General features: G+C 50.8%; 16 protein-coding genes. 12 read left to right on the top strand and 4 right to left on the bottom strand.

Going from position 1 to position 17,613, the window contains the following annotated elements:
- Positions 1-2 precede the first annotated feature (2 nt).
- A complete protein-coding gene (locus tag BB497_13225; GenBank protein AVI63599.1) occupies positions 3-2,453 on the top strand; it encodes an ATP-dependent helicase HrpB in 2,451 nt (816 codons plus the stop codon).
- On the opposite strand, the gene BB497_13220 is transcribed toward BB497_13225, so the two are convergent.
- From BB497_13220 to BB497_13210, 3 genes are all read right to left on the bottom strand, one after another.
- A complete protein-coding gene (locus BB497_13220) occupies positions 2,450-5,167 on the bottom strand; it encodes a carbonate dehydratase (protein AVI63598.1) in 2,718 nt (905 codons plus the stop codon). The two genes, BB497_13225 and BB497_13220, sit on opposite strands and share 4 nt — an antisense overlap.
- A 115-nt stretch (positions 5,168-5,282) precedes the next feature.
- Positions 5,283-5,489 (bottom strand): hypothetical protein, encoded by a 207-nt coding sequence (locus BB497_13215; protein AVI63597.1) that lies wholly within the window; start codon positions 5,487-5,489, stop codon positions 5,283-5,285.
- An 87-nt stretch (positions 5,490-5,576) separates the two neighbouring features.
- Positions 5,577-5,936 (bottom strand): hypothetical protein, encoded by a 360-nt coding sequence (locus BB497_13210; protein ID AVI63596.1) that lies wholly within the window; start codon positions 5,934-5,936, stop codon positions 5,577-5,579.
- Between the two features lie 431 nt (positions 5,937-6,367).
- On the opposite strand from BB497_13210, the gene BB497_13205 reads away from it, so the two are divergent.
- The 4 genes from BB497_13205 to BB497_13190 all read left to right on the top strand — a co-directional run bounded on the left by BB497_13205 (position 6,368) and on the right by BB497_13190 (position 10,672).
- Positions 6,368-7,483, top strand: coding sequence for a cytochrome c oxidase subunit II (locus tag BB497_13205; protein ID AVI63595.1), 1,116 nt, complete (start codon positions 6,368-6,370; stop codon positions 7,481-7,483).
- A 70-nt stretch (positions 7,484-7,553) separates the two neighbouring features.
- Entirely contained in the window at positions 7,554-9,197 is a 1,644-nt protein-coding gene (locus BB497_13200; protein ID AVI63594.1) for a cytochrome c oxidase subunit I, read from the top strand.
- 27 nt (positions 9,198-9,224) lie between these two features.
- Positions 9,225-9,815, top strand: coding sequence for a cytochrome c oxidase assembly protein (locus BB497_13195; GenBank protein AVI63593.1), 591 nt, complete (start codon positions 9,225-9,227; stop codon positions 9,813-9,815).
- Complete coding sequence (locus BB497_13190) at positions 9,812-10,672, top strand: MFS transporter (GenBank protein ID AVI63592.1); 861 nt, start codon at positions 9,812-9,814, stop codon at positions 10,670-10,672. The genes BB497_13195 and BB497_13190 overlap by 4 nt, the downstream gene beginning before the upstream one ends.
- Before the next feature lie 3 nt (positions 10,673-10,675).
- Here BB497_13190 and BB497_13185 read toward each other — a convergent pair whose 3' ends face one another.
- Entirely contained in the window at positions 10,676-10,867 is a 192-nt protein-coding gene (locus tag BB497_13185) for a hypothetical protein (GenBank protein ID AVI63591.1), read from the bottom strand.
- Between BB497_13185 and BB497_13180 the strand changes: the two genes are divergently transcribed.
- The 7 genes from BB497_13180 to BB497_13150 all read left to right on the top strand — a co-directional run bounded on the left by BB497_13180 (position 10,866) and on the right by BB497_13150 (position 17,581).
- Positions 10,866-11,555: a Surfeit locus 1 gene (locus tag BB497_13180; protein ID AVI63590.1), complete on the top strand. Its 690-nt coding sequence runs from the start codon at positions 10,866-10,868 to the stop codon at positions 11,553-11,555. The genes BB497_13185 and BB497_13180 overlap by 2 nt on opposite strands.
- A 15-nt stretch (positions 11,556-11,570) precedes the next feature.
- A complete protein-coding gene (locus BB497_13175) occupies positions 11,571-12,080 on the top strand; it encodes a hypothetical protein (GenBank protein ID AVI63589.1) in 510 nt (169 codons plus the stop codon).
- Positions 12,081-12,114: 34 nt separating this feature from the next.
- Entirely contained in the window at positions 12,115-13,155 is a 1,041-nt protein-coding gene (locus BB497_13170; protein AVI63588.1) for a cytochrome B, read from the top strand.
- A 92-nt stretch (positions 13,156-13,247) separates the two neighbouring features.
- Positions 13,248-13,715, top strand: a complete 468-nt coding sequence (locus BB497_13165; protein ID AVI63587.1) for a hypothetical protein — start codon at positions 13,248-13,250, stop codon at positions 13,713-13,715.
- A 302-nt stretch (positions 13,716-14,017) separates the two neighbouring features.
- Positions 14,018-14,887, top strand: coding sequence for a flagellar motor protein MotB (locus BB497_13160; protein ID AVI63586.1), 870 nt, complete (start codon positions 14,018-14,020; stop codon positions 14,885-14,887).
- Positions 14,888-15,106: 219 nt separating this feature from the next.
- Entirely contained in the window at positions 15,107-17,029 is a 1,923-nt protein-coding gene (locus BB497_13155) for a threonine--tRNA ligase (protein AVI63585.1), read from the top strand.
- Positions 17,030-17,089: 60 nt separating this feature from the next.
- Positions 17,090-17,581, top strand: coding sequence for a translation initiation factor IF-3 (locus tag BB497_13150; protein AVI63584.1), 492 nt, complete (start codon positions 17,090-17,092; stop codon positions 17,579-17,581).
- The last annotated feature ends 32 nt before the right edge of the window (positions 17,582-17,613 follow it).

The raw sequence follows: 17,613 nt of genomic DNA, 5'->3' as shown, positions 1-17,613 counted from the left end.
TCATGTCTACTTTGCCTATTGAGCCGCATTTAGCCGCCTTGCAAACCGCATTAGATGCTCACAACCGGCTGATTTTGGTTGCTCAACCGGGAGCGGGTAAGACTACCCGTGTGCCGTTAACACTTCTTGGCAGCTCGTGGTCACAGGGGCAAAAGCTTTTGCTGCTAGAACCCCGGCGCGTTGCGGCGCGGTTAGCGGCAAACTATATGGCAGAGCAGCTTAATGAGTCGGTTGGCCAGACGATCGGTTATCGAATGCGTGGTGATAGCAAGGTTAGCGCACAAACCCGTCTGGAAGTGGTTACCCAAGGGGTGCTCACTCGCATGCTGCAGGATGATCCGCTCCTTGAAGGCGTTGCGGGCATTATTTTTGATGAGTTTCATGAGCGTAGTCTTGAAGCGGATCTTGGTCTTGCGTTTGCGCTGGATATACAGCAAAGCATTCGCGATGACCTACGGCTTATTGTGATGTCTGCCACGCTCGATGTCGTCGCGTTGAAAAATGTATTGGGAAACGATACGCCCGTCATTGAAAGCAGCGGTCGACAATTCCCTGTTGAAACACAATATCGTCCTACACGCGGCAGCGAATCGTTAGAAATGGCGGCTTTTCGCGTGATAAGCGAGGCTCTATCATGGCCAGATGCACGCGATGTGCTGGTTATCTTGCCCGGTGTGGCTGAAATTGCTCGACTAGTTCAGACGCTAGAGAGTGACATGCCTGATATTGAAGTGCGTGCATTACACGGACGAATGCCCATCGAAGCACAGCAAGCTGCGTTGAAGCCTCATGAAGTGCGCCAACGTGTGATTGTATCAACCGCGATTGCTGAATCCAGTGTCACCGTAAACGGTGTAAATGTGGTTATCGACGCAGGCCTGGAGCGAGTACCGCTATTTCAGCCGCGTACAGGGTTAACACGCTTAACCACACGACGTGTTAATCGCGCCAGCGCTGACCAGCGCAGGGGGCGGGCCGGTCGGCAGCAACCAGGCATATGTTTCCGCTTATGGCCCCAAGAACAGCCGCTGGTTGCCTATGGCGAGCCAGAAATCGCCCAGGCCGATTTATCTAAATTGGTACTTGAAGTTGCGGTCTGGGGCGTTCAGTCACCCGATGTGCTGGCATGGGTGACTCCACCGCCAAAGGGCGCTTGGCAAAGTGGCCAGGCGTTGCTTGAGCAGCTAGGCATCATTGACTCGGTGACTAAGCTAACGCCGCTGGGTAAGCAGAGTGCACTCTGGCCCCTTGAGCCACGGCTAGCCGTTATGCTGGCAACGTCTTTTTCACTCAATGCGGTGCCATTAGCCTGTGGATTGGCAGCGCTATTAGAGAGTAGAGAGCGCATAAACGGCACTTTACAGGAGGCTTTAGTTCAGCGATTTGGGCAGCCCGCACGGTTTCCCCAGTGGCAAAGAGAGGCTGAGCGCCTGGCTAAAGTAGCGGGTATAGCGTTGTCTCGCAGCGTTAGTTGCGAGCCGTTAGGCGTGCTGCTGGCACTGGCTTATCCGGATCGTATCGGTCAACTTATCACTTCCGGCCGGTTCAAATTGGCCAATGGGAAGACCGCAACATTACCCAGCCGCCACTCCCTGGCAAACGCCCCTTACCTTGTTGCGGTGAGTGTTGAAAGTGCTTCCAAGGATGCAGCCATTTACTTGGCAGAGTCGCTTGCGTTGGCAACACTTGTGCGTTTTTTCCCGGCAACCCAACAGTGGGTGGATCGGATAAGGTGGTCAGATTCCCAAGGCAAGCTTGTCGGCGAAGCCGTTCAGTGTCATGGAGAGCTGGTGTTAGCCTCTCGACCGCTCGGGGAGCTGCCCGCTGAGGCTATTCAGCGTGCATTACTCATAGCGCTGAAACAGCGTCCAAACGTGGTGTTTACAAAGGAGGTACGGCAGCTGCAGGGGCGTATGGCGCTGCTACATCGTCTCTTTCCAGACCAGTGGCCAGACTGGTCAGATAAAGTGTTAATGGATGCGTTGGATACATGGCTTTTACCCTACTTAGCGGGCATGACGCGCATGAGTCAGCTAGAAAAGATGTCCTTTCACACGCATTTACTGGCTTCGTTGAAGTGGGATGATCAGGTTGCTTTTGATCGATTAGCGCCTAAGGCGCTGCCTGTGCCTAGCGGCAGTCAGGTGATGCTCGATTATGCTCCCTGTCATGATGGCCGCCCGCCTGTGTTAGCGCTTAAACTGCAAGAAGCGTTTGGATGGCAAGACTCACCTAGCATTGCTGATGGGCATGCTGTGGTTCTCATTCATCTGCTTTCACCTGCAAGAAGGCCGCTACAAGTAACTCAAGATCTACGTAGCTTTTGGCTAAATGGCTATTCAGAGGTGCGTAAGGAGATGCGTGGTCGCTATCCAAAACACCCCTGGCCAGAAAATCCGTTAACTGCAAAAGCCACTGCCAAGACAACGCATGGCAGTGGCTCAGCGCATTAACGTAGGCGGCGCCATATGGCTTTTTCAATTTCGACTAACGCGTAAATAGCGAGACTTAACAGCAAAATGGCTAACCAGTGCTGCAATTGTAGGGCTTCGCTGGCAAAAATAACCTGCATTATCGGCCAGTAAGTAAATGCTAGCTGTAGGAGCATAATAGCGCCAATCGCTAGCCAAACCATGCGGCTACTAAAAATGCCGTGAAAGGAGAATGTGCTGTTGATGAGGAAGCGACTATTGATTAAATAGGCAGCGCTACCGACCACCAGCATATTGACGGCGGCAGTGCGCGCTAACTCAATGCTTTCGCCTTGGGCGAGAACCCAGCTGAAAACGCTGAAAACACCGCCCAGTAATAGTAATGAGACAAAGATGACACGCCAGAGTAGAAACATATCGAGCAATGCCGCTTTTGGGTCCCGCGGTTGACGCTGCATTAAATCCTGTTCACTTTCCTCGAAGGCTAGGGCTAAGCCGAGTGTGGTAGCCACCACCATGTTTACCCAAAGCGCTTGAAGCGGGGTGATCGGTAGGTTGGTGCCCGCCAGCACCGCCAGCATTATTGCTAAGCCTTGTGCACCGTTGGTAGGCAGAATGAAGGTGATCGTTTTACGAATGTTGTCGTAGACTTTTCTACCTTCAGCTATCGCATTCACAATCGTGGCAAAATTATCGTCTGCAAGTACCATTTCAGAGGCATCTTTTGCTGCCTCGGTGCCTTGAATGCCCATCGCCACGCCGACATCAGCACGTTTAAGGGCAGGGCCATCATTGACCCCATCCCCAGTCATCGCACATATACCGCCCTTTGCCTGCATAGCTTTAACCAGTCTTAACTTGTGTTCAGGCGATGCGCGGGCAAATACATCGACATCCGTAATAATCTCTTCAAGCTGTGTATCGCTCATTGCTTCAACTTCGCGACCGGTAACCACTCGCTCTGTCTGTGAAAAACCTAGTTGTTTGGCAATAGAAAGGGCAGTAGCGGCATGGTCCCCGGTAATCATGACAGGGCGAATGCCTGCTCTGAGACACTCTTTCACTGCGTCAATGGCTTCTTCACGCGGAGGGTCGAGTAGGCCGATGATGCCTAAAAAGGTGAGATCCTGTTGAATATGTTCATGATCAAGAGACGGTGAGTCGGGTGATGCTATTTCTGCGATAGCTAACACTCTCAAGCCTTGCGAAGATAGCTCTTCAATCCGTGTTTCCCATTGGCTGCGATCAATAGGTGATAACCCTTCTTGAGTCAACGTATGACTCGACATCTCAAGGAGCCTATCCGGGGCGCCTTTTACCAATACTCGATGCTTGCCATCAAGCTCGTTTACCGTTGCCATATATTTATGTTCAGACTCGAAAGGAATTGCATCAAGTCGCGGATGGCGCTCGCGTAGAGGCTGAATTTCAAAGCCTGCTTTAGCGGCAGCAACGATTAAAGCGCCCTCTGTCGGGTCGCCGACGATGTGGTATGAATCATCACGCTGGGCAAGTTCTGCATCATTGCAAAGCGAAGCGACCTTCAGGAAGTGGCTTAATGCAGTGTGATCTTCTATGGAAATAGAAGAGGGTTGTGATTGAGCATCAGCGTCGACCTGTCGAATATTGCCCTCGGGGTTAAAGCCAGTACCTTCAATGGTGTATTGAGCGTCACCAAGCCAAATAGATGTGGCTGTCATCTCGTTGCGAGTAAGTGTGCCGGTTTTATCGGAAAAAATAGTCGAAATTGAGCCAAGAGTTTCAACCGCAGGAAGGCGCCGAATAATTGCCTTTCGTTTCGCCATGCGCTGAACGCCAAGGGCTAGGCTAATGGTAACAATAGCGGGTAAGCCTTCAGGAATGGCGGCCACTGCCAAGCCTACTGCCGCCATAAACATTTCGTCTAGGGGTTGGTTGTGAAAAAAACTACCTACGGCCGCAGTTAGTGCGGCTGCGCCTAATATAAAGAACGCTAGCATGCTTCCAGCGCGGTCTAATTGGCGCAATAAAGGGGTTTTAAGCTGTTCAATGCCGCGTACTAGCTCAGAAATTTTACCAATCTCTGTTTGGGTGCCAGTTGCCACCACTAGGCCTTTGGCAGTGCCTTGAACAACAATCGTACTGGCATAAGCAATTGAGCTACGTTCAGCTAAATCAGCGTCGGTCGATACGGGGTGGGATTGTTTATCAACCGGTATGGACTCGCCCGTAAGAGCCGCTTCGTCGGTGCAAAAGCGTTTTACTTCAATTAAGCGAAGGTCGGCAGGAACACGGTCGCCACTTTCAATAAGTACCACATCACCAGGAACGACTGTTTCCGCGTCAACGACAGTTCGCTGCCCATTGCGTAACACTGTGGCTTGAGGGGAAAGCATATTGCGTATGCTTTGAATGGCCTGCTCAGCTTTACCTTCTTGAATAAATCCAATTAACGCAATGATCACTACCACCCCGAGGATGGCAGCGGCATCCAAGTGATGCCCCAGCAGAGCGCTGGCAACTGCTGCGATAATCAGGATAAGCATAAGGATGTTATTAAATTGATCTAAAAAGCGCCGATACCAGGGTCGCGCTTGTTCTTGCTGAAGCCTATTCGGGCCATGGGTTTTCAGCCGCGATTCAGCTTCTTGGCTGGATAAGCCGGTCGTGCTTGATTGCAGTGATGATATCGCTTCGTCTGCATCAGTGCTGTGCCATGCAGCAGTGGTTTCATTCGGTAGTGGTGTTTTGGCCATTCCGTGCCCCCTTTAATGTGTCAATACAAAATGCAGTATAGGGAAATATATGCTGCAGTGCAGTGACTGGGGACAAGGCTTAGATGTAATAGTGAAAAGCTAGATGAACGAAACGTTATTCAGGAATATCGCCTGGTAGACGATAGCGAACGCCTTCCGCCCGTTGCTCTTCATAACGTTGGTTTTCATTTTCCGGAACGACGCCCAATACAGTTTCCTGAGAGCCATCTGGCCACGTGTACGTGGTGCAGGCGGTTAAAGGTAGCAACAACCCCAGGGTGATAAAGGGAATGAATACATGAAATTTACGGCACTTGGGCATAGTTGGCTCCATAACCTGGGGTTGCTGCTTCGTTTTAAATAAACTGTGAGCGGCACTATAGGGCGCAACACGCTTGATTGTAAATTATTAGAGCTCTTCCCATAAGCTGCGCCGAAACTCATGGGAAAGCTGAGAAACTTTTGTCAGGCGCTCCATGTTGGCATCGGTGAGCGTCTTAACCATTTCTTGGTAGTGTTCTGTGAACTCAGCAGCGTTGCAGTGGTACGGATTGTCGGTCAGGCACAGCGTTAATTTTTCGCTGCTTTTGGCTAGGGCTTGAAAAAGTTGCGCCTCCATCTGCATAGCCTGAGTCACATTTTCTAACCAAGCAATTTGAAGTCGTACCATGGGCATCGTGCTTAATAAGCAGTATCGATGCCACCACGCCTGCATGGGTTGGGCATCGTCAATCCATGGCATGGAAGGGGTTTTATCGCTAGTTGCCATGGTGAGCTCCTTTTTTGATAGTGGAAACTGAACGGCATGATTTTTAAGATTGCCTATCTTGAACTATAGCTAAGTGCAGCATGAGTGCGCCGTTTTCGTAACGAAATTTGTCACTTTCCAGGAGATGCTCTATGTGGTCGGTTATTAAATCGGTTCTAGCCGCACTTATTGGCGTCCAAAGCGATTTCCAGCGCCAGCAGGATTTCTCAAGTGGGAAGCCCACTACCTTTATCTTAGTTGCCATTGTGGTAACCCTAATTTTTGTGCTGCTGCTCATAGCTGTGGCTAATATGGCGGCGCGGTGAAAAGCGTTGACAGCTTTTGCAAGGTAGTTCGTGACGTATGACACATGTTTTCTATACTGATTCTTATCACATAATCCCACCCTAATTAAAAAGCCGTTAATAACAACAATAACAAAGGAGGTAATTATGCTCTCACCGTGGCGCTGGCTGCTGCCCATAAGCTTTATTTCAACCGCTGCCCAAGCTCAATCCAGCGGGTGGAACATGCCCGTAGGCGTGACAGATATCAGTCGCGATATTTACGGTCTGCATATGACAATCTTTTGGATATGCGTAGTGATTGGCCTGATAGTGTTTGGAGTCATGTTTTACTCGCTGTTCCGCTATCGGCATTCAAAAGGAGCTAAACCAGCGAAATTTCACGAGCACACCACTGTTGAAGTGCTTTGGACAGCTATTCCGGTGTTAATTTTAGTGGGAATGGCCGTGCCTGCCACGGCCACACTTAAGAATATGTATGACACCTCTGAAGCCGAACTAGATGTGATGATCATCGGCCAGCAGTGGCGCTGGCGCTACGAGTATCTTGGTGAGGATGTGGCTTTTAACTCAAGCATGAGCACTCCTTGGGAGCAGATTCGTGGCGAGGAGGCACGTGATGAGCACTATTTACTTGATGTAGATGAGCCACTGGTGCTGCCTATTAACCGCAAAGTACGGTTCTTAATGACCTCAGATGACGTTATCCACTCTTGGTGGGTGCCGGACCTTGCCGTCAAGCAAGATACGATCCCTGGCTTCATTAATGAGAATTGGGTGCAAATTAACGAACCGGGTATTTACCGTGGTCAATGTGCAGAACTCTGTGGTGTTAACCATGGGTTTATGCCCGTGGTGGTGCATGCCGTTGAGGAGGAAGAGTTTGAAATATGGTTAGCGGAACGTAAAGAAGCGGCTCAGCAAGAAGCGATGGGAGTGGATCGGGAGTGGGAGCTTGATGAGCTAATGGCGCGAGGGGAGCCGGTATACCGCGCTATTTGTGCCTCATGCCATCAGGCGGATGGTCAAGGCGCGCCGCCTGCTTTCCCGGCGCTAGCCAATAATGACCAATTAATCGACGACTTGGACTGGCATATCGACCGTATTTTAAATGGCGTTTCGGGAACCGCCATGCCCGCGTTTCGCAATACGTTGAACCCGGTGGAGATTGCTGCGGTAGTGACCTATACGCGTAACGCATGGGGCAGCGACACGGGCGATGCAATTCAGCCAGCGGCAATTGCTGAAAAAATTGTTCAATAAAACGCATGCGTGCCAATCAGCAATGATAGCTACTAACGCTATCACAACAATAAAGTAGGCGGAGAGATTTATGGCGCCCAAACTACCTCCTCAACACTCGCTGCAGCATAGCTCTACCGCAGTGGCTGACGGTCAAGCACCCCATGCGCATCACGAAACGCCTAAAGGGATTATGCGTTGGCTGCTCACGACCAATCACAAAGAGATCGGCTCTTTGTACCTCATCTTTTCGCTGATTATGTTTTTTATTGGCGGTATTTTTGCGCTCGTAGTGAGAGCAGAGCTGTTCCAACCGGGTCTGCAGCTGGTTGAGCCTGAGTTTTTTAACCAAATGACCACAATGCATGGGCTAATAATGGTCTTTGCCGCGGTAATGCCAGCATTTACTGGCCTGGCTAATTGGATGATTCCTCTGCAAATTGGCGCGCCAGACATGGCGCTTCCTCGTCTAAACAACTTTAGCTTCTGGCTGCTGCCCGTCGCGTTTACATTGCTGTTGTCAACGCTCCTGATGCCTGGAGGAGGGCCAAATTTTGGCTGGACATTCTATGCGCCTCTATCAACGACGTATGCGCCGCCTTCAACCACGTTCTTTATTCTTGCCCTGCATATCGCGGGTATTAGCTCAATATTAGGTGCGATTAATATTGTTGCGACTATCCTCAACATGCGTGCTCCTGGCATGCGCATGATGGATATGCCGCTGTTTGTCTGGACTTGGCTCATCACCGCTTTCCTACTTATCGCCGTTATGCCTGTGTTGGCGGGCGTCATTACCATGATGTTAATGGATATAAACTTTGGCACTAGCTTCTTCGATGCTGCGGGCGGTGGAGACCCGGTGCTTTTCCAGCATCTGTTTTGGTTTTTCGGCCATCCTGAGGTTTACATTATGATTTTGCCCGCATTCGGGATTGTCTCCGCCATCATTCCTACGTTTGCCCGCAAACGGTTGTTTGGCTACGCCTCCATGGTTTATGCAACCGGCGCTATCGCACTGCTTTCGTTTTTAGTTTGGGCACACCACATGTTTGTGGTTGGTCTACCGTTAGCAGCAGAGCTGTTTTTTATGTACACCACAATGCTGATTGCAGTGCCAACGGGGGTTAAAGTCTTTAATTGGATCACCACACTGTTTCGAGGCTCAATTAGTTTTGAACCCCCCATGCTGTTCGCACTTGCATTTGTCGTTCTGTTCACCATCGGTGGTTTTTCGGGGCTTATGTTGGCAATTGCCCCTGCCGACTTTCAATACCACGATACCTACTTTGTGGTAGCCCATTTTCACTATGTGTTAGTGCCAGGGGCCATCTTTGCCATTATGGCAGGGGTTTACTACTGGCTTCCCAAGTGGACGGGGCACTACCCCCATGAACGATTAGCACAGTGCCATTTTTGGTGTTCGATTGTGGGCGTAAACCTGACGTTCTTCCCAATGCATTTTGCCGGTCTCGCCGGGATGCCGAGGCGTATCCCTGACTATGCGCTTCAGTTCGCGGACTTTAATCTTGTTTCAAGCATTGGTGCCTTTTTCTTCGGGGTGTCGCAGTTAATTTTTGTGCTGGTGGTGGTGCTGTGTGTCCGAGGGGGTAAAAAAGCGCCTGCTAAGGCATGGGAAGGCGCAGAAGACCTTGAGTGGAGTGTCCCTAGTCCAGCGCCCTTGCATACCTTTGAAACACCTCCCGTGTTTCATCGTGCACAACACGGCGAATAAGGCCTTATATAAGGCAAGGGGAGTGATATGTCTGAATATGAAGTCGTCAGGGCTGCGGGTGTGCGGCGCACCGTCATTCGGTCGATTGCGGCACTGATAGGCATGTTTGCGTTTGCGTTTGCGCTAGTGCCTCTTTATGACGTTTTCTGCCGCATTACAGGCATTAACGGCAAAGTAGATACCACTGCCCAGGCCATCATCCATGAGGAGGTTGATCAGTCGCGCTATATCACGGTGCAGTTTATCACTCGGGGGAGTGCTGGCTTACCTTGGCAAATGAGCGTAGCCACGCGTCAAATGCGAGTACACCCTGGGCAAACGGCTGAAGTGGATTTTACTTTTACGAATAATAGCGCCAAAGAGAGTTGGGGAAGAGCCATCCCAAGTGTTTCTCCCTCTAATGCGACGACCCACTTGCGAAAAGTAAGCTGCTTCTGTTTTCAGGAGCAGCAGTTGCAGGGTGATGAGCGTTTAACCATTCCACTGGTCTTCCAATTGGCGCGAGATCTGCCGGAAGAGATCACAACGATTACGCTGGTTTATACCCTGTACCCAGTTCATAACATGGCACTAGATTCCACAGTGAATAACAACAATAGCGTGGGGGATAAGATATGAGCGGCGGTAACTACTATGTTCCGACGACTAGCAGATGGCCCATTCTCGGCTCACTGGCGCTGGGGGTCATGATGGTGGGGGCAGGTTCCCAGCTAGTTTATGACACTGGTGCGTTAGTAATGCTGGCGGGTGTTCTTGGCGTTGTGGCGGTGATGGGGCTTTGGTTCAGGGATGTGGTCAGGGAGTCTATGAGTGGGTTGTACGACACCCAGATGGATCGCTCATTTAGGTGGGGGATGGGGTGGTTTATCTTCTCTGAGTTGATGTTTTTTGCTGCCTTTTTCGGTGCCCTTTTTTACGTTAGAACTTTTGCTATTCCTTGGCTAGGTGGTGAGGGAGAGAAAGGTGTCTCAGCGCTGCTATGGCCAGAATTCATCTCTCACTGGCCTCTGATGAACCCTCCTGATTCCTCTGTGCTAGGTCCTGAGCAAGTGTTCAGCCCATGGCAACTGCCGCTCGTTAATACGCTGATCCTTATCACGTCCAGTATCACGCTAACGGTGGCCCATGAAGCGTTAAAACTGGGCGAGCGTATTACCTGCCGAAACTGGCTTGCTGGCACAGTATTGTTGGGTTGCTGCTTTATCGTTATACAGGGGGTCGAGTACTACGAAGCTTACAACCATTACGGCATTACGCTGGAAGCCGGTATCTTTGGCGCTACTTTCTTTATTTTGACGGGGTTTCACGGTGTGCACGTCATTATCGGTACGATCATCTTAGGCTGTATTCTCGTCCGGATCTGTAAAGGCCATTTTGCTAACGATCATCATTTCGGTTTTGAAGCATCCTGCTGGTACTGGCATTTCGTTGATGTGGTGTGGGTGGGGCTGTTTATTTTTGTTTATGTCCTATAGCGGCTAGCCCAGTTCTCCTGACCAAAAGCCGAATACTAATAGCGCCATGAGAAGGCATGCCAGGGCAACACGCCACTTTAGTGATACCAGCAATCGCTTTGAAGGGGCGCTGTCTCGCAATAAAAAACCAGCGCCCGCTGCAAGGCTAATAACCATGGCAATAAATACTAAGGCAATAAGAAACTGTAACCACATGATGTCTACCTCTGTCAGATTAAGGCGCTTTTACGCGTGGTGTGCTTTTTGGAGCTTGTTAGTTGCATTAGGCATTTTTTTAGGACTATGGCAGTGGGAGCGTGCTAATGACAAGCGTGTTTTGTTAGACGCACGGGCGGCAGCTCCGGCTTTAACGGCGCCCCAAGAGATGCCGCAGGACGGCGCAATGGTAAGATTGAGGGGCGAGTATCTCCCACAACACACGCTCTTTTTAGACAATCGTGTGGTAGAAGGTCGGCTTGGGGTGGCTGTTCTCACCCCGTTGCGCGATGAGCATGGGCAGGTTTGGTTAATACAGCGTGGCTTTATTGAAACAGGCCCAAGTCGTAATGCCCCCGCTGCGCAAACGCCTAGCGGCAGTGTAGAAGTGTTTGGTGAATGGCAAACCACTCGCCCTGGTGGACCATTATATGGGGATAATCAAGAAGGACTCCGTCTGCAGCAAATGAGCTTGATACCTTGGCAAGAAACGCTAGCGCCCATTAGCTACCAGGGGTGGCTACATGCCACGGAAGGAGAAGGTGTTTTTATACCCTGGTGGCAAGCAAATGTAATGCCGCCCAGCCGGCATATTGGCTATGCTTTTCAGTGGTGGGGGTTAACACTTGCAGCTTTCGTTGTAATGATATTGGGTGGCTATCGCATGCGCAAAGACCGCATACAATAATAAGAGGAATGAAGAATGGAGCAGGCTAAAACGGTTCGATATCAGCGGCTCAAATTGATAATGATCTTTATTGTTTTTACAGCGCCTATGGCGACAGCCTGGGGAATGGTTAAATGGGGTTTTGGCATTCCTGCTCAACACACTGCACATGGAGAAGTAGCAGTAACGGCGCCAAATTTATATGAGTGGCCATTGGTTAATGTACCGGAAGGTTCGAAGGATGTATGGACGTTGGCGTTCGAGTGCGCCGTTGATTGTGAACAGCGTAAAGACGAGCTTTGGCGCCTTCACCGTGCTCTTGGCCGTGAAGCGCCGCGTTTGCAGCGGTTGCGCATCGGTGGTTCCTACGAAACCTTGCCCGGAGAGCAGGCTAACCAGTGGCAAGAGTCGCCAGCTTGGCGTAATGAAAGCGTTATTTGGTTACTGGATCCAATGGGAATGCCAGCGTTAGCATTTAATGAACAGGCTAATGCAAGTGATATTCTTGACGATATAAGGCATCTGTTCAAAGTAAATCACCATTAATGTTAGTCGGCACCCTGGGCCGTAAGGAAAGAGCATGCAATACGCAATGGAGCGGCGATTACGTTGGTTGGTGCGCCTCACCTTGGCAGGCACTCTGCTGACAGCCCTAGTGATTTTAGTAGGTGCCTGGACACGTTTAGTTGATGCTGGGTTGGGGTGCCCGGATTGGCCGGGTTGTTATGGGCGCTTGCTGGTTCCCGATAGCGAGCAAGCCGCGCTACGTCATCCTGATGTGCCTCTTGAGCCTTTTAAAGCATGGGTGGAAATGGCGCACCGCTATGTAGCGAGTTTTTTAGGACTGATGGTCATTAGCGTCGTCGCGCTAGGCTGGCCTCTGCGTCGCCGTCCTGGGTACCCTTGGGGCATTAGCCTGGCGTTACTCGTTGTGATTCTAATCCAGGGGGGCTTTGGTGCATTTACCGTAACACTCAAGCTTTGGCCGCAGGTGGTCACTCTCCATTTACTGGGTGGGCTGAGTGTATTAATGCTGTTTTTCTGGCTTCATTTGCGCGTTCGTCACGCATGGAAAGAGAGGGCGATGGGGCGGCAGTCTATTAATTTTTTATGGGCAGCGGCTATTGGCTTACTAGTGATTCAGCTGGCGCTTGGCGGCTGGGTCACCAGCAACTATGCAGGTATTGCTTGTCAAGGGTTTCCCACCTGTAACGGCCAATGGTGGCCAGAGATGGATCTAAGCGAGGGTTTTCATTTAACACAAACGGTTGGGCCTAATTATTTACACGGTCAGCTGCACGCAGACGCACGCACCGCTATACAAGTGGTTCACCGTATTGGTGCCTTGTTTTTGGGTATTGCGTTATTGGTGCTTTGGTGGCGGTATCGCTATTTAGTGATCCTAGGGAAGGCGCTAGCTGTTGTGGTTAGTGCCTATGCCGTACAGGTGGCGCTGGGTATTGCCAACGTCCTTCTGTGGCTGCCTTTATGGCTTGCTTTACTGCATACCGCTGGTGCAGTGGTGCTGACGCTTAGCGTTGGTTGGGCATGGTGGTGCTGGCGGCAAGCACCTGATGCGACACTTGTTGAGCGTCAATTGGCTCCAGCAACTGCCAAGTAGTGAGTTAAAAGTGGGTGTCATTGGTGTAACGACACCTTTAGGGTGTACAATTCTCGTTAAATTATTCTTGTGTGGCTAGCTGAAGGAGTGCCATGAATTCCACTACAGCTTTAGTTTTGCTCGCAGTAGGTATTGCGGTCATTGTTGCTCTCTGTGCCTATGCGCTTACCCTGCGTAAGGAGGTAAAGCGGCGAGAAGCTTATCGTGTCGATGAAGATCGTCGCGCACACCAAAATAGTCTAGAGAACCTTGACTACGTCGTTAGTGCGTTGGTTCAGGAGCAAGTAGATATAACTGAGGCCTCCTGGCGCTGTAAGGTTCTGCTTGAGATTGTTGATCCAAGCTTAACCGAAAGGCCAGAGTTTCAAGCGTTTGCCGAGGTTTATCAACGCACACAGCACTTGAAAACACACTCAGCACGTAAGCAGCTTTCCCCCCGTGAGCGGATGCAGGAAGATAAAGAGCGTTTGATTGTTGAGGATGAAATGCGCCCCGCAGTGTTAGCGGCAGCAGCAGCCGTTATCAAGTGGCGTGCCAAAGGACCAACGTCATTACACTGATGCCTCGTTGGAACCCCAAACGCACAATGACAACTATTTTTGAAACGAGTTCAGCTTTTTTGGCGCTTACAGCACCCTTTTTGCTATGCTGAAACGGTGGGTATTAGCAAGAAGTTGATATCTCGGTATTGTTGCCTTCTAGCGTTTAAACGTTAATCATAGGCAGAGTGTCCAGTATTAGAGCATTAGCTATGTATTGCTAGGGTGCTGGGCAGGCGAAAAAAGGATGCTCTCGCAATAAGAAGCATTGGATAGAATTGGTCGTGTGACCATTTCAGCATTGGATCAAGAAGGAGTCTTGCATGAAAAAATCAACAACTGGCTTGCTAGTCGGTTCTGCCCTGGTAGTTGGTTTATCAGGCTGCGCCAGCTCTGCCACCCAGACATCTGGACAGGCTAGTGCTAGCAGTGATCGTAGCTGGTATCAGCACCCGGCTGTTTGTGGTTTGGCTGGTGGTTTAATCGGCGGCAGCATTGGCTATGCCACCAGCGGTAGTTCCGATGAAGAAAGTGGTGCCGCTACAGGTGCTGCAGCTGGCGCTGCTATTGGTGGCCTGCTATGTGCTGACCGCACGCCTCAGCCTGTTGCGCCGCAGTGCCCAAGCTACGGCGAAGTGCCAGCTGGCGTTGCCGTTGATGCGCAAGGCTGCCCACTGGACTCCGACGGTGACGGCGTGCCGGATTACCGCGATCAGTGTCCAGGTACTCCGGCTGGCGTTGAAGTAGACGCGCGTGGCTGCCCGCTGGATTCTGATGGCGACGGCGTGCCGGACTACCGTGATCAGTGCCCGGATACCCCCGCAGGCGTTGAAGTTAACGCCCTGGGCTGCCCAGAAAGCCTTGTACTGCGTGATGTTAACTTCGAGTTCGACTCTGCTCAATTGACACCCAGCGCACAGCAAGTGCTTAACGGCGTTGCCGAGCGTCTGGTTAACAACCCTGACGTTCGTGTGAGCATTGAAGGTCACACTGACTCGCGCGGCTCTGCAGAGTACAACCAGAACCTGTCTCAGCGTCGTGCCGAATCAGTTGCTGCTTACCTGTCACAGCGTGGCGTAGAGACTAACCGTATGCGTGCAGTAGGCTACGGTGAAGAGCGTCCTGTTGCTTCTAATGAGACAGACGAGGGCCGCGCTCAGAACCGTCGTGTAGAGCTGGATGAGTGGAACTAAGCCACTGAGGCTAGTTCGGTTGAGCAATGATTGCTTATTGCAATGGTTTGCTTAATCAAATAAAGAAGCGGGAGGCCTTTGTGCCTCCCGTTTTATTTTACGGCTCACCGAATTCTGATAGGCTAGCGTCCTGCTATAAGAAAGGCCCGCAACTCCCGCCCATTGATAGCGAAATGTGATCCTTGGTATGGATCACCACTGCGCTCAAGGAATATTTGAATGCCCATTGTGACACTGCCTGATGGCAGCCAAAGAACGTTCGATACACCGCTTTCTATTATGCAGCTTGCTGAATCCATTGGCCCTGGTTTGGCCAAGGCCTGTGTGGCTGGCAAGATTGATGGTGTATTGGTTGATGCCGCTGATTTAATTGAGCAAGATGCTGAAGTGGCGATAATTACCGCTCGCGATCCGGAAGGTCTAGAGATCATCCGTCACTCTTGCGCGCACCTGATTGGGCATGCGGTTAAGCAAATGTACCCTGAAGCCAAAATGGCGATAGGGCCGGTCATTGAAGATGGTTTTTACTACGACATCGAGTTTGGTCAATCGGTTACTCCAGATGACCTTGAGGCCATCGAAACGCGCATGCGTTCATTAATTGAACACGAGTACGATGTAGTGCGCGAGTACGTTGATCGCGACCAAGCAATGTTGGCTTTTTTGCACCGTGAAGAGCCTTATAAGCAAGAAATTGTTCGTGATATCCCCGAGGGGGCGACCATTCGGTTGTATCATCACGAAGAGTATGTCGATATGTGTCGCGGCCCGCACGTGCCGAATACTCGTCATTTGAAAGCCTTTAAGCTGACTAAGTTGGCGGGTGCTTATTGGCGTGGTGACGCTGCTAACACTATGCTGACCCGTATTTACGGCACTGCATGGGGCGATAAAAAACAGCTGAAGGCCTACTTGCAGCGGCTTGAAGAGGCTGAAAAGCGCGATCACCGCAAGCTAGCGCGTAAGATGGACTTGTTCCATCTGCAAGAAGAAGCGCCGGGGATGGTGTTTTGGCACCCTAATGGCTGGACAATGTACCAGGCGTTAGAAGATTACATGCGCAAGATTCAGCGCGAGCATGGTTATCAAGAGATCAAGACGCCTCAAGTGGTTGATTTGTCGTTGTGGAAAAAATCTGGCCACTGGGGGCACTACAGTGAACTGATGTTCACGACAGAGTCGGAAAAGCGCGAATACGCGGTCAAGCCAATGAACTGTCCATGTCACGTTCAGGTGTTTAATCAGGGGCTAAAGAGCTACCGGGATTTACCACTGCGTTTGGCAGAGTTTGGCAGCTGTCACCGCAATGAGCCTTCAGGCTCGTTGCACGGTTTGATGCGCGTGCGTGGCTTTACTCAAGATGATGCCCATATTTTCTGCACAGAAGCGCAAATCCAAGCAGAGGCTGAAGCATTTATCGCACTAACGCTGCAGGTATACAAAACACTCGGTTTCGATGAAGTTGAGCTTAAGCTATCAACGCGTCCCGAGGATTTTCTGGGCGAAGCTGAAATGTGGGATCGTGCAGAGCAGGGGCTTGAAGCCGCGCTCAATGCGACGGGGCTCAAATGGGAGCTTCAGCCGGGTGAAGGCGCTTTTTATGGGCCTAAAATTGAATTTGCTCTACGTGATTGCCTGAATCGTGTTTGGCAATGTGGTACTCTTCAGCTAGATTTTAATTTGCCAGGACGTTTGGGAGCGCAATACGTCGATGAAGACGGTACGCGAAAAACTCCTGTAATGCTTCACCGTGCAATTTTAGGATCCTTTGAGCGTTTCTTAGGCATCCTAATTGAGCACTATGCGGGTGCGATGCCACTTTGGTTGGCGCCTCAGCAAGCAGTTTTGATGACAATTACGGACGCACAGCGTGACTATGCGCTCGAATTAGAGCATCGACTGCAAAAAAATGGCTTACGGGTCAAGGCGGACTTGAGGAACGAGAAGATCGGCTTTAAAATCCGTGAGCATACGTTACAGAAAGTTCCCTATCTCCTTGTGGTGGGAGATAAGGAAGTAGAAGCTGACTCAGTGGCCGTGCGAACTCGCAGCGGCGAGAATCTCGGCACTATGACGGTTGATGAGTTCATTGAGCGTTTTAGTGAAGAGCGAGCAGCCCTGGCGACATCGTCAATTGCCTAAGGAGACGGAGCGATCAAGCGAAGCAATCAGCGCGGGCGTCCACAAGACAAACGCCCACCAATGAACGAGCGAATTACCGAAGAAGAAGTACGTCTAATTGATGCTGAAGGTGAGCAGTTGGGTGTTGTGCCCACCACCGAAGCTCTTGAGCGTGCAGAAGCTGCTGGTTTAGACCTCGTGCAAATTTCGAATGCCGATCCTATTGTTTGTAAGATTATGGATTACGGCAAATTTGTTTTTGAGACGAAGAAGCAAAAAGCGGCTCAAAAGAAAAAGCAGAAGCAAATCCAGGTCAAGGAAGTTAAATTCCGGCCTGGCACCGACGAAGGCGATTATCAGGTCAAGCTTAAAAACCTGACGCGCTTTTTAGAAGGTGGTGACAAGGGCAAAGTCACATTGCGCTTCCGTGGTCGTGAAATGGCGCACCAGGACATTGGTCGCAAGCTAATGGAACGGATCGCGGCAGACCTGGAAGAGATCGGAGCGGTTGAGGCTTTCCCGAAAATGGAAGGCCGCCAGATGATCATGATTATTGCCCCGAAAAAGAAGTGATCCAACGGCGAAGTAAACGGGCCAGCGTGTAA

Source organism: Halomonas sp. GFAJ-1 (genome assembly GCA_002966495.1).
Lineage (GTDB): Bacteria > Pseudomonadota > Gammaproteobacteria > Pseudomonadales > Halomonadaceae > Vreelandella.
The sequence above is the reverse complement of the archived record's forward strand: the minus strand, read 5'-3'. Positions and strand labels throughout refer to the sequence as shown.